Genomic DNA, 24,171 nt, shown 5'->3' on the forward strand with positions numbered 1-24,171 from the left:
TCTGTATTTTCGGTAGGATGATTCCTACAAATTAAGTTGCTGGATCCTATATATTTATGTGACAGCTAAAGTTTATTATTGATGTAGGTAAAAAGCTATAGATCATAAATTATCCCTTAACGGAAGCTAACTGTCTTAATTACATATAATTAAGTGAATGCGTTGCCCGTTATATGTAACCCACAAATATAGAGAGAAAATCGAGAGTTCTATGAATCGTGTATTTAAAGTCATTTGGAATAGTGCATTAGGCCGCTACGATGTTGCGTCGGAGTTTTCCAAGTCGAGCAAAAAAAATAAATCATTTAGCACCGGAACTGTCGATACCTCTATAGGGTTAGCAAATCATTCTCGGTTGAGTCAAATTGCATTGATGGTGATAGGTACTTTATCTGTCAGTACTGTATTTGCCGCTGATATCAGTGTGCCGGTCTTTACACCTGAAGTGGATTTTACCCAGACGTTTAGTGGGGCCAACAATACGTTATCGGGGAGCTTTAGCAGTATTACTCGCGGAGCCAATGGTTTTACTAACATGAAGTTAGGGGATATTCCGACAGATAAATTCCTTAATGGTGCTGAGAATCTGCTCAGTAAAAATATTTTCAACTTGGGTTCAATGGTAACTGAAACCTTCCTTGACCCGAAAGGCACGGGCGCATTAATTACCATTAATGTGTATAACAACGACAAAATGTCAATTAAGCCACTTGCTGATTTCTCGGTACCGGTTTCTCATGCTGTCGGTGAAAATGGTCAGTATGTGAATCGCAACCTATTCCATGTGCTGGATGGTAGCGATCTAAGTGTGAATGTTGGTAGCACTGCCGCAGGTTGGGTTAATGACAGCAATAACTATTTTAACGCCATTCTTAAAGGCAGCCTGAAAAGTGAAGCTGCAACAACGACCTCTTCAGGATTCTATGTTGAATCTACTACATCAGCCCAGAATACAGTCTTAAATTATAATGCTAAGACAGTGGTCAACTTGGGTAATAACAGTAATAACCTTCGTGACCGCGACACCGCAGTGGCGAATGCTGTACTTGATGACTTTACCGGCGCATTCACTAGCCCTTATCTAGGGGCCCAAAATGTTCAAAATTTTGCAGATTTCCAAAAATATAACCAAGACCTGATCGATGCTATTAAGAGTGGTGCTATTACACTGAGCAGTACCGCCTATCAGAGTGAACTGGCGAGAGCCTATATCACTAATGGCAGCAATAGCTCACCTAAAGTGACCCCGATCTATCTTGATATGGGTATTGATGCTAATGATGCTGTAAATCATTTCGTTGATTCTGATCGTGTTGCCTTCATTCATGGTGAAGGTCAGCATGCCATAGTGAACATTGGCGCTGATGCCAATATTCAGGCATATAACACCGATATTTCAGTGGTGCGTCTGGAAGACGGTGCAACATTGAATAATGCTGGGACACTAGGTTCAGCGTCAGGGACGGTTCGTGGCACCAATATTATTTTTGCCACAGATAGTACGGTACTGATTGAATCTACAGGTGTTTTGGATGCAGGGACTAACCCTGACATGCTGGATTTCAAACCTACCCCGACCTCCACATTACCGCTATATGTTGCCAACGGCAGCCATACCGCTATTTTGGCTAATGGAACTTCGTCAGTCACCAACAATGGTGTGATTAATACCGCTTCTCGTGGGGCAAGCACTTATACCCGCGCGGCGACGATCGATGGCAACTCATCCTTCGTTAATAACGGTGCAATCAACATCGCAGCAACTGTCGATTTAGTCCCTCCGGCAGGGTATATGAATGAAGGGGTTAATGTTCAGAAAGGCTCTACCTTTGAAAATAACGGTACTGTCTATGTGGGTCGTCAAGCCCAACGTTCAGCGACTGATATCGTCACTGATCTGGCTATTAAGACCCAGTCTTATGCCGTCAAATTACTGCAAGATACGGTTAATCTGAGCAATATCGTTACCTTTACCAATAGTGCGACCGGTAAAATCGTGATTGGTAGTAAAACTGAAAACTCTATTGCTGTTGATGCGCAAGGGGTGAGAACGGCAGTCAATCAGAACGGTACTATCGAGCTAAACGGTGCGGGTGCAACACCTGGAGAAAAATCAGCGCAGAATATTGGTATCTTATCCCGTTACAGCGCCACGAATATCTTCAATAATGGCGACATCGTTATAAATGGTATCAATACCGTAGGTATTAAAGTACTGACCAACAGTGTAGCCACTAACGCCGGTAACGTTTATGTTAATAAAGGGCTGGATTCAGCAACCAATTTGGCTAACTACGGTATTCAGGCTGTGGGTACAGGTGCGGTGGCCAACCTTTCCGGTCAAGTGAGTCTGGTTGGTGACGGAGCTATCGGCGTGGTTGCCGAAGATAAGGGTACCATTAACGTTACTGGTGCGGGTCAAGTTGAGTTTACCTCCGGTACCAAACAGGTGGGCTACCTAATTTACGGAACTGGTTCTAGCATCAATAACATTGCGACTGGCGATGAAACCGTTTCGACGGAAGGCTCTACTTTATATCGTGTTGATAAGGGTGCCTCTTTTGCCGGTACCACGGCTTCAACCATGAATGCGACAGGCAAAGACTCTTCCCTTATTCAAGTCACCGGGGTGGGCAGTAGCTTTAGCTCTGGCGCGTTAGATATGGTGCTTTCAGGTGAAGGTTCCACGGGCGTTAAAGTGGAAGGTGGCGCGACGGGTACCATCACCGCTGATGCAAGCTTGGAATTAAGTGGTAACGGCGCCACTGCCGGTATCGTTGATGGTAATTATTACGGTCTTGATGGTATTTCGACTGGCGTGACCGGTAAATCGGTGCTGATCAGTTCTGCCGTTTTAAGCACAGGCAATACGGCGTCAGGTGCTTACGGTTATATCGCTCGTAATGGCGGTGAGCTGATCCACAAGGGGACTATCGATTTTACGCAAGCGGGCAGTACAGGTGTGCTGGTCGATGGCGGTATTCTGACTAACGAAAATCTGATCTCTGTTAACGGGACGGCGGTAAACATTCAGGGTGCTAACTCAACAGTCAATAACACTGGTATCGTTAATGCAACCGACGGCACTGCTGCCTTCCTATTAGGTTCCGGCGCAAGTTTGACCCTGTCCGGCAGCGGTGAAACTCAAGCGGGTGGCACGGCACATGGCGTACTGCTGGATACCGGTGCAACAGCACTGACTGTTGACGGTGCCACCATCACTATGATGGCAGGCGGTAGTGGTAATGCGATTGAAAACAAAGCAGAAATCGCAGGCATTCAATTAAAAGATACCACACTGACAGTTGGCAATGGTGCTGGTGTGCGTACCGGTGCTTCGATGGCTGCAACCAACTCAGGCACCATTAATGTTAATGGCAGTGGCACCGGTATTCTGTTTGCCAATACAGGCGACACAATAACCGATAACACATTAGATATGTCTGATTCAGCGGGTCTAGTGATTAATGTGAACTCTGCCGCTGGTAAAGGGATTGTCACCAACTCTCGCCAAGATCTGAAAACCGGCGCTAGCGTAAACGTCAATGATGTCGCAGGCGGGGCAGCCCTGATTGTTCAAGGCACTACTGGCCGTGTCGAGCAGTCCGGTAACCTGATATCAAAATCACTCACCAGCCCAGTAGTGGACATCAATAACGGCTATGTCACCAGCTTCGTCAACAGCGGCAGTATCCATGCCGACAGTGCAGCGCAGCAGGCTGTAGTCACCAATACAGGAACAGGTCTGGCCTTTACCAACCAGACGGGCGGCAGCATTATCGGTCAGGTTAATCTGTTAACCGGCAACAACACTGTGACCCTGATGCAAGGCAGTGAAGGCACTGACTTCACTACCGGCAGTGGCGACGATGCCTTCATTCTGAAAGGGCTCACTTTAGCCGATACCGGTGTCTTTACTTCCCTGAACGGCGGTACTGGCAGCGATACGCTTACGCTGGACAGTTCGTTGTATACCCTGAGTGATGTTAATGCTATCCAGAATATGGAATACATTAACCTGATCAATAACTCGACGTTGACTATGGACAACGTGCTGTTGGCTCTGGGCAACGCGCAGGATGACAACGCCGACACGGGCTTTAATCTCGGTGATGGTAGCCTGTTGCAAATCAAGAACCTGAATGCAGTTAACTTTAACAGCAAGTTAAATGGCCTCGGGACAGTAGGTGTCGATACAGCTGGTAATGCGTTTAACTTTACTGCCAATGCAGCACAAAATGCTTTTAACGGTGTGCTGGCATTGGGCCATGCCACTTTTGATCTCGCGGCTGAAAATACCACGGCACTGATTAATGCGACGTTGAAGTTGGGCGCGGACAGTATCACTACAGTAGGCGATGGCATTCAAACGATCGGCGGTCTTACCTTTGACGGTGGTACCGTGAAATTTAATACCGGTACACCCGGTGAGGCTGTGGCAAAAAGCACTATCCATACCACTCAAGAGATGAATCTGCTTGGTACGGGTACGGTGGAAGTGAATATTGAGAGTGTCGATAACAGCCAGACACCGGTCAATCCTACACTTCCAATCATGGAGCAGGATGATGCTAACACCTTGTTGCAATTGGCGACTAGCGATGTGACGGTGCAGGGCAATGGTAGCAATTTGGTGCTCAAAGACCAGCATGGCAATGTGATCACGGATGCCACCACAGCTGATATTGCGCAGAATGGCAATACCGTTGCTAAAGGGACATACGATTACCGCCTGACGAGTAGTTTGAGTAACGATGGTCTGTATGTCAGCTATGGTTTGACGGAGATTGATTTGCTGGGCAGCGATGCAGATGCACTGTCGTTGTATGCCACGAATAAAACCGGTCCAGCGGCGGACATGAGTGCCAAAATTACTGGTAGCGGCGACTTGGCCATTGATACCGGTGCAGGAAATACTGTCACGCTGTCTAATTTGGATAATAACTACACTGGCATGACTGATGTGCGCAGCGGCAGTTTACAGATGCTGAACGATAACGTGTTAGGGAATACCTCACTGTTATCGCTGGCGGCTGATACCGCCTTTGATATGAATGGTCATAGCCAGACCGTGGGTCAATTGAGTAGCACGGCTGGTTCATCACTCAATCTTAATGGCGGCAACCTGACGTTAAGTCAGGGCGGTGTATCTGATGGGGAACTCACGGGCAGTGGCGAGTTAACTATTGCCGGTGATACCTTGACGGTAAACGGTGCGAATAATACGTTGACCGCGACGACGAATATTGCCAGCGGCGCACAAGCTTTGCTGAACAATGCCGTGGGTCTGGGCAGTGGCAACATTGTCAACGCCGGTCTACTGACACTGAAAAGTGCAGCAGGTCAGTTGGCTAACGCCATCAGTGATGCCGGTAGTGTGGCGCTGGAAGATAGCAGCGATATCACATTAACCGGTGATAACAGTCTGTTCAGCGGCATGTTTGATATCACGAACGGCAGCCAATTAACCGCTTCTCAAGCAGAACATTTAGGTACGGCTGCGGTCATCAACGACGGTTCATTGGTGCTCAATAGCGGTAGTAACTGGTTGTTGGCAAATAGCATTACCGGCAGTGGTAGTCTGACTAAAAACGGTGACGGTACCCTGTCATTGACCCAAACTGCGGCCTATACCGGGCAGACGGATATCAATGAAGGTGGCCTGATCTTAGGCAGTAGTGCCGACCCAATGACGCTGGCAAGCCAGCAAGTCAATATCGCTAATGGTGCCTTTATGGGCGGTTTCGGTGGGGTGGCTGGTGCTATTGATAATAATGGCGTGTTGTTTGTTGGTCATCCAACGGCATCTACCGCACCGATTATGGGCCGTCTTGCTCCGGCGAGTAACATCTTTACCGTAGGTACTGACTTAACCAACAGCGGCACAGTCTTTATCGGCAACAAAACCAGTGATGGTACGGGCACCACGGGTAATCAATTAGTGGTGAACGGCAACTATATTGGCAACAATGGTCTGCTGCATTTCAATACTGCGTTAGGTGCAGATGACTCCGCAACTGACAGCATGATTGTGAACGGTAACACCAGCGGCACCACTAACGTAAGCGTAGATAATGCGGGCGGTACGGGCGCTAAAACCTTAAACGGCATTGAGCTCATTCAGGTGAATGGTCAATCCGACGGTGAGTTTGTGAACCCTGGCCGTATCGTCGCGGGTGCATATGATTATTCACTCGTACGTGGAGTGGGTTCAAATGCCAGTAACTGGTATTTGACCAGCCTGAGTAATTTGCCAATTGACCCAGAGAACCCGGTTGATCCAGAAAATCCAGTGGGCCCAGGCGAAGAAACTAAACGTCCAGAAGCAGGTAGCTACACTGCCAACCTAGCCTCGGCTAACAATATGTTTGTGACCCGTTTGCACGATCGTTTAGGTGAAACGCAGTACCTTGATGTTCTGACCGGCGAACAGAAAGTTACCAGCATGTGGTTGCGTAACGAAGGCGGTCATAACCGTTCTCGTGATACCAGTGGTCAGTTGAAAACCCAAAGCAACCGTTATGTGATGCAATTGGGTGGTGATATTGCCCAGTGGAGCAACGATGGCTTGGATCGCTTACATCTAGGTGTGATGGCTGGCTACGGTAATAGCAAAAGTAACACCAATGCGAAGTCTGGCTATAAGTCAAGTGGTTCGGTCGATGGCTACAGCACAGGTGTTTACAGTACGTGGTATGCCAATGATGAAGATAAGTCTGGTTTGTATGTCGACGGTTGGGCGCAGTACAGCTGGTTTAACAACAGCGTGCAGGGTGAAGGTCTAGCGACGGAAGAGTATAAATCCAAAGGGTTTACAGCCTCGGTGGAGAGCGGTTATACCTTTAAGATTGGAGAAAATAAGTCGAAAAATGAGACCTATTTTATCCAGCCGAAAGCCCAAATCACTTGGATGGGCGTGAAAGCTGACGAGCACCGTGAAGCGAATGGGACTCATGTTAGTGGGCAAGGCGATGGCAATATTCAAACTCGTCTGGGGCTGCGTTCATATATGAAAGGCCACCACGAAAGTGATAACGGTAAAGATCGTGAGTTCCAACCGTTTGTAGAAGCCAATTGGATCCACAATACCAAAGATTTTGGCACCAATATGAACTCGGTTGAAGTTAAGCAGGCGGGCGCGAAAAATATCGGTGAACTGAAAGTGGGCATTGAGGGGCAATTGAATAAGCAATTGAATGTTTGGGGTAACGTAGGTCAACAACTCGGTGATAAAGGTTACAGTGATACCCAAGTTATGTTAGGTGTTAAATACAACTTCTAATCTCCGTAATATCATAAAAAGACGGTGCCTCGGTGCCGTCTTTTTATGGACTCAATATATATTTTTATAGTTAATAAACTCGAGTAAAGGGTGATATAACACATGAGAGTCATGGTGGTTAGTTATTGCAATTTAACGCTATTATCATTCGAGACAATCATCAAAGAAGTCATCATGGTCCATAATGAAGCCATGAATGTGAATGTTGAACAATACCATTCCATTGACGATGAGAGAATATACAATGAATCAAATGAGCGAAGTATTGTTATCCTCGATGTCGACGATATTAATCCTTCCAAGGTATTTAATACCATTAGTCAAATAAGAGCGTCAAACCCACTATCTTTCGTTATGGTTTTCTGCAGAAAGCTTGCTGGCACTGAAGATTTCACCTATCTCTCTATTCTATCTGATGGAATACTGTGTAAAACAGCATCAGTAAAAAACATTAAATCAATGATAGTTAGAGCATTTAACTCACGGAAAACGCCCAAGAATTTTAATCGACTTGACTTGAAAAATAAAATTAAATCACAACTCACCGAAAGAGAGAATGAGGTTTTTGAATGTATATTAATTGGGTTAAGAAATCCTGACATATCAATACGATTGAATATGAAAAGCAAAACAGCCAGTGCCCATCGGAGAAATATTTATAATAAGCTCGGCGTGAGAACAGTTAATGAAATACTTAGGACGCTACTGACATCGCAATAGCTTAATGGCGGGCTTATTATTAATATTAAATTAAGTCCTAGTCAGTCATGATTTGTCGTATTAGCGTATTCTTTGTACGTTAAAAACTATTGCGCAATATGTCACACTGGGATGTGTAACTAATAATGCTAATTGTCTGCGACCGATGGAAAGTTTGTTAAAAATAAAGCCCCTAAGCGGGGCTTCAGAGAGTATTTTTTACAGGGGATAACGTAATATCGCGTTGAGGTCGGCACCGGATGGCAGGTCTTCGCTGCGTACAGCCAAGACTCTTGCCCCAGTTGCAATCGCTCGTTTGGCAATCTCATCGATAATCCCGTAACTCACTTCATTACCGCTGCCGCTGAAGGAGATTATGCCTTCATCATCAATGGTCCCATTTACGCTGCTGTCGATATTAATCAGCAGTAAATCGATGGCTCCAAAAGTTGCTGCACGGGCGGCATCGGATAGATCCTGCGTCACCCGTCGCTTGCCTGAGCGGGCCTCGAATCGTGATTTCAGCACATTTAACTGCGCCTGATAATAGTTTTCCAATAGTGGGCGAACCTGAGTCACCAGCTCAGATGCCCCTAAATGCTCGGCATTACAGAAAAGTGTTTCGTCGGTAAGATTGGGTAACGAGTTGGTTGCTCGATAAATAGAAGCTAAAGGCTCGGTCGTGACCAAAATAAGCGGGTAGTTATGCCTCGCAAATATTGGGCGCAAGGCTTGGTCAATTTTACGGGTGTATTGTGCTAAGCGTATCTTATGGTGAACCGCACCATGCTGATGATCGTTTAATGCAGCGTCGCCCATTGCATCACGTTTGCGAGATGGCATATTTGGCACGACAACTTCTACTGGCGGTGCATCGGCAAAAAATTCGATTAGGCGCGTCTGATTCTCAGATAAAGCCAGAACATAGGCTGAGTGGGGGAAGGTGAGTGCTCGCAGTAAAGGTTTAAGGTAGAAACGTTCGCCTATTTCAAGCTGGTTGGGTAGTTTGTTCGCTAACCGGTAAGTTGTAATATTATCCGGCGTGGCCAGAATGGCTAGGCTGTGGGCATGCAGATCCCAAAAATCCTCATCTTCCAACACCGAGTAAAGTTCTTCTTCCAACAGAACTAAGCGGCGTTTATCCAAACCTTTTTCCGCAACCTGCCGCAATGCTTCTTTAATGAAGTTGCTCAATTGAATTTTGCTTGCGTCTAATTTTTGGTGCAACGGAGAAGTTTCAAGGTAGATGGAAATACAGGCATCAGAGCGGACATCAGATAAACGAGAGAATTCTTCACGGCTTGGAATATCAACGTATAACATAGGCCACCTCGCGAGTTTACAGTTTAGTTGTATGAGGTTATTCAGTTCGTACTCATTGGAACAGCTATCATATTATCGACTAGAACTATGCCACATAGATTGTGTTAGCTTTTAGTATAGTCGCATAGAGGGTCTTATCACCGACCATATTCACCAATTGGAGAGACTGAAATTAATATAAAAAATTCCATTGCGCTCTGTGGTAAACTTAAGCCTGTTGTATACCCATTTGTTATCCATGTTGTGTACCTTAATGTTATAACTCATTGATATCGAATGAGGCGTTAAGCTAACGCATTGATTTTATAGTTAAAACTGACGCCTGTGAAGGCGACATTAGAGGTTGCTCAATGAGCGAGAAGTCTGAAGACCAAAAGTTACCAAACTCAAAGCCACAAAGCCCTAAATCACAGGGCGATAAAATCGTGGGCGAAAAATTACAGAAAGTCTTGGCCAGAGCCGGTCATGGTTCTCGTCGGGAAATCGAAGCAATTATTCAACAGGGCCGCGTCAGCGTAGATGGTAAAATATCCACGTTGGGTGATCGTGTTGAAGTGACCCAAGCGACTAAAATTCGTCTGGATGGCCATCTTCTTTCTATTACAGAATCTGAAGAAGTCGTGTGTCGTGTTCTGGCCTATTACAAACCAGAAGGCGAACTTTGTACCCGGAATGATCCTGAAGGCCGACCAACGGTATTTGATCGTTTACCTAAACTGCGTGGTTCGCGTTGGGTTGCGGTAGGCCGGTTGGACGTCAATACCTCAGGTTTATTGCTGTTCACCACAGATGGTGAGTTGGCTAATCGTCTGATGCATCCAAGCCGCGAAGTCGAGCGCGAGTACGCAGTACGCGTGTTTGGTCAAATCGATGATGAAAAGATCAAACAGCTCAGTAATGGTGTGCAATTGGAAGATGGTCCAGCGGCATTCCGTACCATCACTTTCCAAGGTGGTGAAGGGATTAACCAGTGGTATAACGTCACCTTGACCGAAGGGCGCAACCGTGAAGTGCGTCGCCTGTGGGAAGCGGTTGGCGTGCAGGTGAGTCGCTTGATTCGTGTACGTTACGGTGATATCAATCTCCCGAAAGGTCTGCCGCGTGGTGGCTGGACTGAATTAGATTTGAAAGCCACTAACTACCTACGTGAGTTAGTAGAACTCGATTCTGAAACGGTGAGTAAATTGTCCGTTGAGAAAGATCGTCGCCGAGTTAAAGCAAATCAAATTCGTCGTGCGGTTAAACGCCACACAGAAGTTGCAGGCCGCCAAGTTGCTGGTCGTCAAGCTTCAGCACGTAAAGGTTCGACTCGTCAAAATGTCGGTAGTGCTGCACCAGCAACAAATACCGGTCGTCGCGGATCGAACAAGCGCGGGTAAAGAGCACCTGTAGCTGAGTTTTATTTTGGGAAGGTATAAATGATTCCCATTTAATCAGATCAATTAAAATGCCGCAGAGTTATCACTGCGGCATTTTTTTTGCAGATGACTTTGTTAAATTACCAATCAATACCTTGTTGAGCTTTAACACCGGCATCAAAAGCATGTTTTACCGGTCGCAATTCACTGACAGTATCGGCCATTTCCAGTAAATCACGATGGCATCCACGACCAGTAATAATGACCGTTTGATGAGCAGGGCGCTGTTTAAGAGCATTAACGACTTCATCGAGTGGCAAATAGTCGTAAGCAACCATATAAGTCAATTCATCAAGCACAACCAAATCCAGTGTTGGATCAGCCAACATACGTAATGCATGCTGCCATACTCCCTGACAAGCTGCGGTATCGGTTTCTCTGTTCTGGGTATTCCAAGTAAAGCCAGTCGCCATCACCTGAAATTCAACCCCATGTTGTTGCAGTAAGTTTTTCTCGCCATTGGGCCATTCTCCCTTAATGAATTGAATGACACCGGCTTTTAAACCATGACCAACAGCTCTGGTGACAGTACCAAACGCTGCAGTCGTTTTACCTTTGCCATTACCGGTAAAAACGATCATGATGCCGCGGATTTCCTGTGCGGCTGCAACCCGTGATTCAACCTTTTCTTTTATTTTTTGTTGGCGCTGTTGATGGCGTTCTTCGGACATTCAATATTCCTTTTATTACTCAGCGGGGCCGGGTTTACGGCCTGGTTGTGCATCAAAGCTGATACCCGTCTTTCTGCGGCTATCATCACCCATGAGGTAAAGATACAACGGCATAATATCGGCCGGTGTTTTTAATTTAGATTTATCTTCATCAGGGAAAGCACTTGCACGCATTGGGGTTCTCGTTCCCCCTGGGTTAATGCAGTTCACTCGCAGGTTAGTCTGTTTATACTCTTCTGCAAGAACTTGCATCATGCCCTCTGTTGCAAATTTGGAAACTGAATAAGCTCCCCATCCCGCACGTCCTTGGCGACCTACGCTAGAACTGGTGAATACCAGTGAGGCACTTGGGGCTTTTAATAGCAGAGGGAGCAGTGCTTGCGTAAGCATAAATGTCGTATTGACATTCACTTGCATGACATCTTGCCACGTGGTGATATTCTGTTCAGACATGGGGGCGATATCACCCAGTAAACCTGCGTTATGCAACACTCCATCTAAATGGGGTGTTTGTTGACCTAGCTTATCAGCTAATTGTTGGCAATCGTGTTGTGTAGCTTTTAACAGATCGAGCTTGATAACTAGTGCTGGTAAGCCATTTTCCGCAGCAATCTGTTGCTGAACAGCGATCAGTTTGCTCTCGGTACGGCCGACTAAAATTAACCGTGCACCAAAACGCGCATAAGTCAGCGCGGCTTCACGACCAATACCATCACCTGCACCAGTGACTAAAATAGAGTGATTATTGAGCAGGTCATGTTTAGGTTGATAATGCATAATTATTCCTCTTGCTGGCGGCGGGTATTTTACCCATGCATGCCACGATATCGCTTACATTCTTATATTTAAGCGAAACCAATGCAATTCTTCATTTGCGCAAGACGCCGAGGCGCGGGTTCGCTAGAATGCCAATATCTCTCTAATAGCAAATGAATAAGGCGGTATTTGTGGAGTTGATTTCTCTGTACGGACTGTTTCTGGCGAAAGTGGTGACCATCGTGATTGCGATAGGTGCCATCGTGTTATTGATTGTCAGCCAAGGTATGAGGAAACAAGGGCAACGGGGAGAACTGAGTCTGGTTGATCTGGGTGAGCAATATAAGGAAATGCAGCGAGAAATGCGACTGAGTCGCATGAGTCATGGGGAACAAAAAACCTGGAGTAAAGCATTTAAAAAACAGCAAAAAGCCGATCAGAAACTGAAAACACAACGTGCCAAAGCAGGTGCGGTAGCAGCCATAAAACCCTGTTTATATGTTATTGATTTTAAAGGCAGCATCGATGCACACGAAGTCACGTCATTACGTGAAGAAATTTCGGCAGTACTGGCCGTTGCTACAGCGCAAGATGAAGTGCTGCTTAGATTGGAAAGTCCTGGCGGTGTGGTTCACGGCTATGGCTTAGCCGCTTCGCAACTCGAACGTTTGCGCCACAAAGGTATCCGCTTGACGGTCGCAGTCGATAAAGTTGCCGCGAGTGGGGGTTATATGATGGCCTGTGTGGCTGATCGTATCATCAGCGCACCCTTTGCTATTATCGGTTCCATCGGTGTTGTGGCGCAAATTCCCAACTTCCACCGTTTGCTGAAAAAGAACGATATCGATGTAGAACTGCATACCGCGGGTGAGTTTAAGCGCACTCTGACATTGTTTGGTGAGAATACCGAACAAGGGCGTGAGAAATTCCGCGAAGATTTGAATGAAACGCACCTACTATTTAAGCAGTTCGTTCAGCAGCAGCGCCCTTCTTTGGATATTGATGCCGTCGCCACGGGTGAACATTGGTTTGGTACGCAAGCGAAAGAGAAAGGGTTAGTTGATGCCATTGGGACTAGCGATGATTTACTGATTGCTGAAATGGATAATCACGAAGTTATTGGTGTACGTTACTCACGACGCAAACGCCTAATGGATCGCTTTACCGGTAGCGCAGCTGAAAGTGTTGATCGTTTATTATTGCGTTGGTGGCAGCGTGGTGAGAAACCCTTGTTATAAGCGGTTAATCATGTTTTGTACTGAGAATAACAGGGGGCTTTGTCCCCTGTTATTTTTTGCGCTTTGGCCAGTATTTCAACTTCAACAGAACACTAATCAATTAAATGATATTTAGCTGACAAAACGTGAGCCAAGTGTTTAAACATATTAAATACAGCGGTTGTTTTTGCCGTTGGCAACCCGTCAGAATCAAGAAAGAACTCCCCACGGAAGACTAATACAGGCCCTTTTTGCTCAACTTCCGTCGCCTGCATACCATGGATATAATCTTCATGTTGACGAATAATCTCATTGGCTTCTGCCAATAATTGATCACGTGCAATGGGTGCGGTGTTACCGAGCATTATTTCTCCTCATTATCAGGCAATTTATCTCAGCATTGTACTGCGGGTTAGCATTTGTTCGCAAACCGGCTAAGGTTTACTCGAGCCTTTGATGGTTTTATCGCCGTGATTGGATAAATACAGATTACAGGCTAATTTGGTTGCGTAGCGCTTTTTATCAGGTAAAGTGTGGGATTTTATACTATTAGGTGGAAGGTTTTATTCGCACCAAGAGTCATAATTCACTGATATCTCTCTGGGTACAGGCGAAAATTTTTGAGCGGTAGGCCGCGGAGACTCGGAGCGATATTTTGTCGTCCGATCAAAAAAACAGGTTGATCTCCTGAGAAAGTACCGCAATATAAAAAAGAGATACAGAATGCCGCGGTACGGCAAGATAAAAACCTTCTTTTAGAAGAAATAATTTAGGTAAAGGTAATTATGGGTAAAGCTCTTGTAATAGTTGAGTCCCCGGCAAAAGCCAAAACTATTAATAAATACTTAGGGAATAACTACGTGGTTAAGTCCAGTGTCGGTCACATTCGTGATTTGCCGACCAGTGGCTCAGCCAGTAAGAAGAGCGCGAACTCAACTGAAGATAAAGCCAAGAAAACATCGGATAAACCCAAAACCAAAGTCAAGAAAGACGAAAAGGTTGCCTTGGTTAATCGTATGGGGGTCGATCCTTATCATGGCTGGAAAGCACAGTATGAAATTTTGCCTGGCAAAGAAAAAGTAGTTGCCGAGCTGAAAGCTTTAGCTGAAAACGCTGACCATATCTACCTCGCAACCGACCTTGACCGCGAAGGAGAGGCGATTGCCTGGCATTTGCGGGAAGTGATTGGTGGTGACGATAAGCGTTTTAGTCGTGTGGTATTTAACGAAATTACCAAAAACGCCATTCAACAAGCGTTTAATCAACCCGGCGAACTGAATATCGACCGGGTCAATGCCCAGCAAGCTCGTCGTTTTATGGATCGGGTTGTGGGGTATATGGTTTCGCCGTTGCTCTGGAAAAAGATAGCCCGTGGCTTATCTGCTGGCCGCGTTCAGTCTGTCGCGGTGCGTTTGGTGGTGGAGCGGGAACGTGACATCAAAGCATTCGTTCCTGAAGAGTACTGGGAACTGCATGCCGATTTGCTCGCGAAAGGTGAAGTTCCGATCCAGATGGAAGTCACCCATGCGCACAGTAAGCCGTTTAAACCGGTTAATCGTGAACAAACGCATGCGGCACTGAATTTACTGGAGAAGGCTAGCTACAAAGTACTGGATCGTGAAGATAAACCGACCAGTAGTAAACCCGGCGCGCCATTTATCACATCCACCTTGCAGCAGGCTGCCAGTACTCGCCTGAGCTTTGGGGTGAAGAAAACGATGATGATGGCACAACGCCTGTATGAAGCGGGCCACATTACCTATATGCGTACTGACTCAACCAATTTGAGTCAAGATGCACTCACCATGGTGCGTGGTTATATCGGTGATAATTTTGGCGATAAATATTTGCCATCTGCACCGAATCAGTACAGCAGCAAAGAGAATTCGCAAGAAGCGCATGAAGCTATTCGTCCATCGGATGTGAATGTGCTTGCTGAACAGTTAAAAGATATGGAACCTGACGCACAGAAACTGTATCAGCTGATCTGGCGCCAGTTCGTCGCCTGTCAGATGACACCGGCTAAGTATGATTCCACCACATTAACTGTGCAGGCAGGGGATTTCCAACTGCGGGCCAAAGGCCGTACTTTACGCTTTGATGGTTGGACGAAAGTGATGCCAGCTTTGCGCAAAGGCGATGAAGATAGAACCTTGCCAGTGATTGAGGTCGGCAGTGAGCTTGACTTGCAGAAACTGATCCCAAGCCAACACTTCACTAAGCCACCGGCACGATACAGTGAAGCTTCTCTGGTAAAAGAGTTAGAAAAACGCGGCATTGGCCGGCCATCTACCTACGCGTCAATTATTTCGACTATTCAGGATCGTGGTTATGTTCGGGTAGAAAACCGCCGTTTCTATGCGGAGAAAATGGGTGAAATCGTCACTGATCGGTTGGAAGAAAATTTCCGTGAATTGATGAATTATGATTTTACTGCGCGTATGGAAAGTGGCCTGGATCAGGTGGCTAACAATCAAGCTGAATGGAAAGCGGTATTGGATGGCTTTTTCGCTGAATTTAGCGAACAGTTAGAAAAAGCTGAGAAGGATCCTGAAGAGGGCGGTATGCGCCCAAATCAAATGGTCATGACCAGTATCGACTGCCCAACCTGCGGTCGCCAGATGGGGATTCGTACTGCCAGTACGGGGGTGTTCCTCGGCTGTTCCGGCTATGCATTGCCACCAAAAGAACGCTGCAAAACCACCATTAATCTGGTGCCGGAAGCAGAGATTCTGAATATTTTGGAAGGTGATGATGCGGAAACTAACGCCTTGCGTGCCCGTCGCCGTTGCCAGAAGTGCGGCACAGCGATGGACAGCTACCTAATCGATAATCAGCGTAAATTGCATGTTTGTGGTAATAACCCTGCATGTGATGGTTATGAGATAGAGCAGGGTGAATTCCGCATTAAAGGGTACGAAGGCCCTATTGTTGAGTGCGAAAAATGTGGTTCTGAAATGCACCTAAAAATGGGGCGTTTTGGTAAGTACATGGGCTGTACCAATGACGAGTGTAAGAATACCCGTAAAATCTTACGCAGTGGTGAAGTAGCTCCACCGAAAGAAGATCCTGTTCCACTACCAGAGTTGCCTTGCGAGAAATCTGACGCCTATTTCGTATTACGAGATGGTGCAGCCGGCGTCTTCTTGGCTGCCAATACTTTCCCTAAATCGCGCGAAACTCGTGCGCCATTGGTTGAAGAGTTGGTCCGTTTTAAGGATAGGTTACCGGAGAAACTGCGCTATTTGGCTGATGCGCCGGTCACGGATAAAGAAGGGAACAAAACTATGGTTCGCTTTAGCCGTAAGACTAAACAACAGTATGTTTCCTCAGAAAAAGAGGGCAAAGCCACAGGGTGGTCTGCTTTCTATATTGATGGAAAATGGGTTGAAGCAAAAAAGTAACAACCCCTTGAGCATGGTGGTTTTTAAGCAAAGAAATCTTTGCAGAAGAAATACACCGTGACATGAGTAAAAACCAGCCTTTATGGCTGGTTTTTTTATTGGGCTAATCTTGCCAAGTGCTTTATAGTCTTAGTTAATCCATCGAAATAATCTGTCTTTGGCTACCGTCTGCATGATCCCAAATACCATTTTTAATGCTGATGCTCTCTATGAGTCACAAGGGTCTATACAGCTACGGATGAAGTGATATAGTAATCTAGTTATATAAAATATTTTCTTATCACCTAAGGTTATTATAAGGTCAATACTGACCAACACAGCATTATGAAATTATGGGTTTTAGTTAATAACTTCTCGGCGTACCGGGTGATACCGATATACCAAACTGTGGGTTTTCCACGGTGTTCAACCTAGGATGGTCTAGCTATGAAATTGCAGCAGCTCCGTTATATTGTTGAGGTGGTCAATCATAATCTTAATGTATCGTCCACCGCTGAAGGGCTGTACACCTCGCAACCGGGGATCAGTAAACAGGTCAGGATGCTAGAGGATGAACTGGGTATTCAAATTTTTGCCCGTAGTGGTAAACATCTTACGCAGGTCACTCCAGCAGGGTTAGAAATCATTCGTATCGCCCGCGAAGTATTATCAAAAGTGGACGCTATTAAAGCCGTTGCTGGAGAACATACCTATCCAGATAAAGGCTCACTGTATGTGGCAACAACCCATACTCAGGCTCGCTATGCGTTACCGAATGTCATTAAAGGTTTTATTGAACGTTATCCGCGAGTGTCCTTGCACATGCATCAAGGGTCACCGACTCAGATCGCTGAAGCCGTTTCGAAGGGCAGTGCGGATTTTGCCATAGCCACTGAAGCGTTGCATTTGTACGACGATCTGATTATGTTGCCGTGCTACCACTGGAATCGTGCGGTTGTTGTCAAGCCTGACCACCCTTTAGCAGGTAAAGCTCATGTCAGTATTGAAGAATTAGCGGCTTATCCTATTGTGACCTACACCTTCGGTTTTACAGGACGTTCAGAGTTGGATACAGCATTTAACCGAGCTGGCCTGACACCTCGAATTGTTTTTACAGCGACAGATGCAGATGTTATTAAGACCTATGTACGCTTAGGATTAGGCGTTGGGGTGATTGCCAGCATGGCAGTTGACCCGATACAAGACCCAGACTTAGTGACAGTTGATGCTCGGGATATATTTACCTATAGCACCACCAAAATTGGTTTCCGCCGTAGCACATTCTTACGTAGCTATATGTATGACTTTATTCTACGTTTTGCCCCTCATCTGACTCGTGACGTCGTAGATAAAGCGGTGGCCCTGCGCTCTAACGAAGATATCGAGGCGATGTTTAAAGACATTAAGCTGCCGACGAAGTAAATTTTATTAAGGTAAAGCCACATTTTTAATGTTGTGGCTTTACCATAACTGAAGTTATAAGCCATAATTCAAAAGTTTCTCTAGTATTCTTATGATATTTTTATCCGTATTAATTTCCAACTATATATAAAAAGGAATGCATATGGATAGAATCTCCTACCCAATATCAAATATAGATATTAGCCATACGGTTCAAGCCATGGAAACAAAAGGCGTTACACACGATAAAGCCCATTTCTATATTGATGGTTATAATATTGCAGATCATGACAATATCAGTAAGATGTTAGAGCAGTTAGTCCAGAAAGACTGGTTAAAACCACCTTGCAATTTTGATGAGTCTGAAAGAAGAGTTAATTTGCTTAGTTCAATAAGCGAATTCTCTATGGCAGATGTGATTCTTGAAAGTAGTAATAATATCTACCTCTACTTAGATCATGATCCTCATATATCAATGGAATTTAAGCGCAATGATGATTCAGCGCTTGAAATGGTCTACTCGGCGACTTATAGCGACGATGATGTTGAAGTTTTTACATTGAATTGTAAGATGTTTTTAGGTGATAATTTTACATTAAATGAAAATAAAGCACGTGTATATTTTGAATTCAACGAGAACTGTTCGACAGAACTAAGGAATGATCTGGATTGTCGAACAGTCATTGAAAGAATTTTTGATTGGTTTAAAAATAAATTCTCATCTAGTTCTTACATTGCTGATAATACCGTTTCATTTAAAGTAAGCGGTTCCCCTGATATCCAACATCTTCCTTTTGCAGGGTTATCTGATAATGATTTTAATGAATTATTTTCGAATGAAAAAGAAGAGGGTGAATTGTCAAAAAATAACAGCTTAAAAACTAACATGGCAATGTACTATAAGACTGATATCGATGACGAAAATAAATTTATAACTGACGAGAAAGGTTATGAATGGGAAACTATAGGAACTCAATTAGATACTATAGATGGTGTTGGGAAAACAACTGTTTCGGTAGACATAGTGATCGACGAAATAAATAATTTATCCGATGAAGATTGCGAACAACTTTCCGAAGAACTTGGGGCGGTGAACGTTTGGGATCGTAGCAATGGATACCAATATGCTACTGTACCAATAGCTGATATTGACAATAGCGAATAGCCATTACAATCGTTTCCGCCTATCGTTACAAACGACCGTCATTGTTGCCAAAATGTTAATGTTTCTTTGTGTTATATTTAATCTAGACCACATAATTACAATGGAATATATCCTAGGAATTATGCTGACTCGGAGTACACATAAGAAACAATGGAGGCACTATGTCGTTGGATTTGCGGAAAACGAGTATGGCCAAGTTGGTTGCCCTCGATCACGAATATCACTACTACAGCCTGCCGCAACTTGCGGTAGCGCTGGGGGGTATCGACCGCTTACCAAAATCACTGAAAGTCCTACTGGAAAACTTGCTACGCCATTTGGATGGGGAGCAAGTTAAGGAAGAGGATCTGGCTGCAATCGTTAATTGGCAACAGACGGGTCATGCCGATAGAGAAATTGCTTATCGGCCTGCTCGTGTACTGATGCAAGACTTTACTGGCGTACCCGCCGTGGTGGATTTGGCCGCCATGCGTGAAGCGGTTACTCGGTTGGGCGGCGATGTGGCGCAGGTTAATCCCTTATCGCCCGTCGATTTAGTGATCGACCATTCAGTGACTGTCGATGAGTTCGGTGATAAAGCCGCATTTGGTGAAAACGTTCGTTTAGAAATGGAACGTAACCACGAGCGTTATATTTTCTTACGTTGGGGGCAAAAAGCCTTTAGCCGCTTTCGGGTTGTGCCGCCGGGAACAGGGATCTGTCATCAGGTCAATTTGGAATATCTGGGGCAAACTGTCTGGCACGAACAGCAGGGCGATAAACGCATTGCTTATCCGGACACGTTAGTGGGGACCGATTCCCACACCACCATGATCAATGGCTTGGGGATACTTGGCTGGGGGGTCGGTGGGATTGAGGCGGAAGCTGCGATGCTGGGTCAACCTGTTTCAATGTTAATTCCTGATGTTGTTGGTTTCAAAATGACCGGCAAAATGCGTGAAGGGATCACCGCTACTGACTTGGTACTGACTGTGACCCAAATGCTACGTAAGCATGGTGTCGTAGGTAAGTTTGTCGAGTTTTACGGTGATGGGTTGGCTGATCTGCCTCTTGCGGACCGTGCAACTATTGCCAATATGTCACCCGAATTCGGCGCAACCTGCGGATTCTTCCCTGTCGATGACGTCACGCTCGGTTATATGCGTTTAAGTGGTCGCAGCGATGAGCAAATAGCGTTGGTAGAAGCTTACAGCAAAGCGCAAGGATTATGGCGCAATCCCGGTGATGAACCGGTGTTTACTAGCCAGTTATCACTGGATTTAAGTACGGTCGAAGTCAGTCTTGCCGGACCGAAACGCCCTCAGGATCGTGTCGTGTTGCCTAAGGTACCTCTCGCCTTCAAAGCATTTGAAGAGCTGGAATTTAATAGCAAAAAAGATAAAGTTGACCAGATAGATTTTACGCTTGAGGGGCAAACCCATCAATTGACCCATGGCGCGGTGGTGATTGCGGCCATCACTTCATGTACCAATACCTCTAATCCTAGTGTGCTGATGGCGGCGGGCCTGCTTGCCAAAAAAGCATCAGAAAAGGGATTGAAAACCAAACCTTGGGTGAAAACTTCGCTCGCACCTGGCTCCAAAGTGGTTACCGAGTACCTTAATTCGGCAGGCTTAACGCCTTATCTGGATCATTTAGGTTTTAATTTGGTGGGCTACGGATGTACGACTTGTATTGGTAACTCAGGGCCATTACCGGAACCAATAGAACAAGCCATCAAAGCAGGGGATTTAACGGTGGGTGCGGTACTCTCGGGTAACCGTAACTTCGAAGGGCGCATTCACCCTTTGGTGAAAACGAACTGGCTCGCCTCGCCACCCTTAGTGGTTGCCTATGCATTGGCGGGGAATATGAATATTAACCTGACTCAGGACTCTTTGGGTAACGACCCTGAGGGTAATCCTGTCTATCTGAAAGACATATGGCCCAGCGGACTTGAAATCGCTAAAGCGGTGGAAGAGGTCAAGACCGATATGTTCCGTAAGGAATATGCTGCCGTATTTGATGGCGATAAAGATTGGCAGGCGATTCAAGTTGAAAGTACCCCAACCTACGATTGGCAAAATGACTCGACGTATATTCGTTTACCGCCTTTCTTTAAAGATATGAAAGCATTACCGGAACCTGTGCAGGATATCCACCAAGCCCGTATTCTGGCGATATTGGCCGATTCAGTGACCACTGACCACATTTCACCTGCGGGGAATATCAAGTCAGATAGTCCTGCGGGCCGTTATTTGCGTGATCGCGGGGTAGAGATCGGTGAATTTAACTCCTATGGCTCTCGACGTGGTAACCATGAAGTGATGATGCGCGGCACATTCGCCAATATTCGTATTCGCAATGAGATGGTTCCGGGGACCGAAGGCGGTATGACACGTCACATTCCATCTCAAAATGAAATGTCTATCTACGATGCAGCAATGCGCTATCAACAGGAAAATGTACCTCTTGCAGTCATTGCAGGTAAAGAGTACGGATCGGGGTCCAGTCGCGATTGGGCAGCCAAAGGGCCACGATTATTGGGGGTTAGGGTTGTTATCGCCGAGTCATTTGAACGTATCCATCGCTCTAATCTAATTGGGATGGGAATTTTACCACTCGAATTCCCGCAAGGCGTCAACCGTAAAACACTTGGTTTAACGGGGGATGAGTCAATTAGCGTTTCCGGATTGCAAAACCTGTCTCCAGGGCAGATGGTGCCGATAGTGGTCACCTATGCTGATGGAAGGCAACAAACAGTGAATACTCGCTGCCGTATCGATACGGGCAATGAGCTGGCTTATTTTGAGAATGACGGCATTTTGCATTATGTGATACGCAAAATGTTGTAGTGGAAAGTGACGCTGTCACTAATAAGGTTGAGCGACTTAAAGGGTGATTGAGAGATCACCCTTTAAGTCATAGTGCTATCTTTAACTCATAAGAATAACGGGTTTATGGCAGGTCGTTAGCGCGTCTTATTTTGTCAGCAAATGGCCCATTTTGGCGGCTTTGGTTGCCATATACTGCTCATTCTTCGGGTTACGGCCAACGATTAATGGCACACGTTCGACAATATTAATGCCCGCCTCGGTGAGGATCTCAACCTTTTTCGGGTTGTTCGTCAGCAAACGTATCGCTTTGACGCCCAATAATTTATACATGTCTGAACACAAGGTGAAATCACGCTCATCAGTCGCAAAACCGAGCTGGTGATTAGCTTCGACAGTATCCGCGCCAAGATCTTGCAGTGCATACGCGCGGATTTTATTCAATAGACCTATATTGCGTCCTTCTTGACGATGGTAGATCAGTACACCGCGACCTTCTTCAGCGATATGAGCCAAAGCTGCTTCTAGTTGAAAACCGCAATCACAACGTAGACTGAACAAAGCATCACCCGTTAAGCACTCAGAGTGAACACGGGAAAGTACAGGCTCATCACCGCTGATATCACCAAAGATTAAAGCCAGATGATCATGCCCTGTGGCCAGTTCTTCAAAACCAACCATCAAAAAATCACCCCATGGGGTGGGTAGTTTGGCTTCTGCTACACGTTTTAACTGCATCTTACTGTTCATATTATAACGTCAGACCCTTAGGGAAGTTGTTGCTATCCTACTGTGGATATCCGCATTTATCAGCGATCTACCCTATACATATTCATTTTAGGGATAGGATTAAATAAAAAGTTTCGCCGCGATTATTATTAGCTATATTGCCATAACTTGGTGCGGACTGCTGTTCAACAAAGCAGCAGTAAGTCAATAGCTCATGTCTGTTGGTAACTTATACCAATAATATAAAAAATTTGTTTATGTTATCAATGGGTCGCAGCACTTATACTCTATTGCTATAGCACTGGTAAAAATTGTGCTATTAACAGGTACTCGCGATGAGATAACAATGGAGATAGGCATGATCATAAAGGGCATTAGATGGGGAAAATAGCAAAACGTATTTGTGCAGGAACCCTTATTTTACTACTGCCAACGATGATTATCTGGCTCTATGGTTGGCACTGGCAACCGGGTGGTAATGAAGCCTGGCTTAAGGGGCTTTTCTGGGTGACAGAAACCGTCACTGCGCCATGGGGAATAGTAACCAGCGCGCTGCTCGGTGGTTGGTTCCTGTGGTGTTTGCGCTTTCGGCTAAAACCTGCCATTGGTTTGCTGCTCATATTGGGGGGCGTCATCATCGTGGGGCAAGGTGTTAAATCACTGATTAAAGAGCAGGTACAAGCGCCTCGTCCGTTCGTTGTATGGCTGGAGGCGGAACATCATATTGATAATCACTATTTCTATTCCTTACCCCGTGCAGGGCGCAGCGAACTGGTTAAGCAGCAGTTGGAAAATCAAGTTCTCATCCCATCTTGGCTAAGCAGCCATTGGCAGTTTGAAACTGGGTTTGCTTTTCCATCGGGTCATACGGTTTTTGCAGCCACTTGGGCGCTGCTAGCCGTGGGGTTATTATGGCCACGGCGGCATTATAAAACGGTCATCATACTGATGTTATGGGCACAAGGCGTCATGATGAGCCGCTTGGCTTTAGGTATGCATTGGCCACGAGATCTGGTTGTGGCAACGCTTATCAGTGGATTATTGGTCGCGATTGTTTGCGGACTAGTGCAACGTTGGTTCGGTTCGTTAACGATTGCACCGTCTGAACAACGTGAAATTGAGCAACGGGAGCACAAGGAGAATTAAGTCCTTGATGATAATTCTTCATTCTGACGCTTAAAATTCTATCGATTAGATGCTGAAACGCCGCTTTATCTTGGTGTAGGGTTCTTTGCTGCGTGAGGAAGTGCTAATTTATCAAGTAACGACGCCACATTTTTGGCATAATTCATCAGGTTGATTCGGCCTTTAGGA

At 45.6% G+C, this 24,171-nt stretch carries 14 protein-coding genes; 9 read left to right on the forward strand and 5 right to left on the reverse strand.

Annotation, left to right across the window (positions count from 1 at the left end; translation table 11 throughout):
- The first annotated feature begins 211 nt into the window (after positions 1 to 211).
- Positions 212 to 7,282: an autotransporter outer membrane beta-barrel domain-containing protein gene (locus tag DA391_RS10895; RefSeq protein ID WP_108087692.1), complete on the forward strand. Its 7,071-nt coding sequence runs from the start codon at positions 212 to 214 to the stop codon at positions 7,280 to 7,282.
- 174 nt (positions 7,283 to 7,456) lie between these two features.
- Positions 7,457 to 8,002, forward strand: a complete 546-nt coding sequence (locus DA391_RS10900; RefSeq protein ID WP_226722635.1) for a helix-turn-helix domain-containing protein — start codon at positions 7,457 to 7,459, stop codon at positions 8,000 to 8,002.
- 198 nt (positions 8,003 to 8,200) lie between these two features.
- Here the strand turns inward: DA391_RS10900 and DA391_RS10905 are convergent, their stop codons facing one another.
- The gene (locus tag DA391_RS10905; protein WP_050080731.1) at positions 8,201 to 9,304 is read right to left on the reverse strand and encodes a hypothetical protein; all 1,104 of its coding nucleotides are present in this window, start codon (positions 9,302 to 9,304) and stop codon (positions 8,201 to 8,203) included.
- Between the two features lie 350 nt (positions 9,305 to 9,654).
- Here DA391_RS10905 and rluB point away from each other — a divergent pair, with 350 nt between their 5' ends.
- Positions 9,655 to 10,683: a 23S rRNA pseudouridine(2605) synthase RluB gene (gene rluB, locus DA391_RS10910; protein WP_098904549.1), complete on the forward strand. Its 1,029-nt coding sequence runs from the start codon at positions 9,655 to 9,657 to the stop codon at positions 10,681 to 10,683.
- A 119-nt stretch (positions 10,684 to 10,802) separates the two neighbouring features.
- Here the strand turns inward: rluB and cobO are convergent, their stop codons facing one another.
- Positions 10,803 to 11,393: a cob(I)yrinic acid a,c-diamide adenosyltransferase gene (cobO, locus tag DA391_RS10915; RefSeq protein ID WP_050080732.1), complete on the reverse strand. Its 591-nt coding sequence runs from the start codon at positions 11,391 to 11,393 to the stop codon at positions 10,803 to 10,805.
- Positions 11,394 to 11,408: 15 nt separating this feature from the next.
- Positions 11,409 to 12,170 (reverse strand): YciK family oxidoreductase, encoded by a 762-nt coding sequence (locus DA391_RS10920; RefSeq protein ID WP_108087693.1) that lies wholly within the window; start codon positions 12,168 to 12,170, stop codon positions 11,409 to 11,411.
- A gap of 170 nt (positions 12,171 to 12,340) precedes the next feature.
- Here DA391_RS10920 and sohB point away from each other — a divergent pair, with 170 nt between their 5' ends.
- Complete coding sequence (sohB, locus tag DA391_RS10925; protein WP_050080740.1) at positions 12,341 to 13,387, forward strand: protease SohB; 1,047 nt, start codon at positions 12,341 to 12,343, stop codon at positions 13,385 to 13,387.
- A 92-nt stretch (positions 13,388 to 13,479) separates the two neighbouring features.
- Here sohB and DA391_RS10930 read toward each other — a convergent pair whose 3' ends face one another.
- Entirely contained in the window at positions 13,480 to 13,731 is a 252-nt protein-coding gene (locus DA391_RS10930; protein WP_050873108.1) for a YciN family protein, read from the reverse strand.
- A 420-nt stretch (positions 13,732 to 14,151) separates the two neighbouring features.
- Between DA391_RS10930 and topA the strand changes: the two genes are divergently transcribed.
- The 4 genes from topA (at position 14,152) to acnA (ending at position 22,149) form a co-directional block, all read left to right on the forward strand.
- Positions 14,152 to 16,770: a type I DNA topoisomerase gene (gene topA, locus DA391_RS10940; protein WP_108087694.1), complete on the forward strand. Its 2,619-nt coding sequence runs from the start codon at positions 14,152 to 14,154 to the stop codon at positions 16,768 to 16,770.
- 426 nt (positions 16,771 to 17,196) lie between these two features.
- Positions 17,197 to 18,171, forward strand: a complete 975-nt coding sequence (cysB, locus tag DA391_RS10945) for an HTH-type transcriptional regulator CysB (RefSeq protein WP_005165856.1) — start codon at positions 17,197 to 17,199, stop codon at positions 18,169 to 18,171.
- 142 nt (positions 18,172 to 18,313) lie between these two features.
- A complete protein-coding gene (locus DA391_RS10950; protein ID WP_108087695.1) occupies positions 18,314 to 19,315 on the forward strand; it encodes a hypothetical protein in 1,002 nt (333 codons plus the stop codon).
- Positions 19,316 to 19,476: 161 nt separating this feature from the next.
- Positions 19,477 to 22,149, forward strand: a complete 2,673-nt coding sequence (acnA, locus tag DA391_RS10955) for an aconitate hydratase AcnA (RefSeq protein WP_050873106.1) — start codon at positions 19,477 to 19,479, stop codon at positions 22,147 to 22,149.
- Positions 22,150 to 22,275: 126 nt separating this feature from the next.
- Here acnA and ribA read toward each other — a convergent pair whose 3' ends face one another.
- Positions 22,276 to 22,866, reverse strand: a complete 591-nt coding sequence (gene ribA / locus DA391_RS10960; RefSeq protein WP_042806400.1) for a GTP cyclohydrolase II — start codon at positions 22,864 to 22,866, stop codon at positions 22,276 to 22,278.
- A gap of 369 nt (positions 22,867 to 23,235) precedes the next feature.
- Here ribA and pgpB point away from each other — a divergent pair, with 369 nt between their 5' ends.
- The gene (pgpB, locus tag DA391_RS10965; protein WP_050080748.1) at positions 23,236 to 24,003 is read left to right on the forward strand and encodes a phosphatidylglycerophosphatase B; all 768 of its coding nucleotides are present in this window, start codon (positions 23,236 to 23,238) and stop codon (positions 24,001 to 24,003) included.
- Positions 24,004 to 24,171 lie beyond the last annotated feature (168 nt).

It is taken from the genome of Yersinia massiliensis, from assembly GCF_003048255.1.
Taxonomy (GTDB): Bacteria; Pseudomonadota; Gammaproteobacteria; order Enterobacterales; family Enterobacteriaceae; genus Yersinia; species Yersinia massiliensis_A.

Coding starts and splice junctions, on each gene's coding strand:
- DA391_RS10895 (WP_108087692.1), top strand. CDS start 212: ATGAATCGTGTATTTAAAGTCATTTGGAATAGTGCATTAGGCCGCTAC.
- DA391_RS10900 (WP_226722635.1), top strand. CDS start 7,457: ATGGTCCATAATGAAGCCATGAATGTGAATGTTGAACAATACCATTCC.
- DA391_RS10905 (WP_050080731.1), bottom strand. CDS start 9,304: ATGTTATACGTTGATATTCCAAGCCGTGAAGAATTCTCTCGTTTATCT.
- rluB (WP_098904549.1), top strand. CDS start 9,655: ATGAGCGAGAAGTCTGAAGACCAAAAGTTACCAAACTCAAAGCCACAA.
- cobO (WP_050080732.1), bottom strand. CDS start 11,393: ATGTCCGAAGAACGCCATCAACAGCGCCAACAAAAAATAAAAGAAAAG.
- DA391_RS10920 (WP_108087693.1), bottom strand. CDS start 12,170: ATGCATTATCAACCTAAACATGACCTGCTCAATAATCACTCTATTTTA.
- DA391_RS10930 (WP_050873108.1), bottom strand. CDS start 13,731: ATGCTCGGTAACACCGCACCCATTGCACGTGATCAATTATTGGCAGAA.
- topA (WP_108087694.1), top strand. CDS start 14,152: ATGGGTAAAGCTCTTGTAATAGTTGAGTCCCCGGCAAAAGCCAAAACT.
- cysB (WP_005165856.1), top strand. CDS start 17,197: ATGAAATTGCAGCAGCTCCGTTATATTGTTGAGGTGGTCAATCATAAT.
- DA391_RS10950 (WP_108087695.1), top strand. CDS start 18,314: ATGGATAGAATCTCCTACCCAATATCAAATATAGATATTAGCCATACG.
- acnA (WP_050873106.1), top strand. CDS start 19,477: ATGTCGTTGGATTTGCGGAAAACGAGTATGGCCAAGTTGGTTGCCCTC.
- ribA (WP_042806400.1), bottom strand. CDS start 22,866: ATGCAGTTAAAACGTGTAGCAGAAGCCAAACTACCCACCCCATGGGGT.
- pgpB (WP_050080748.1), top strand. CDS start 23,236: ATGGGGAAAATAGCAAAACGTATTTGTGCAGGAACCCTTATTTTACTA.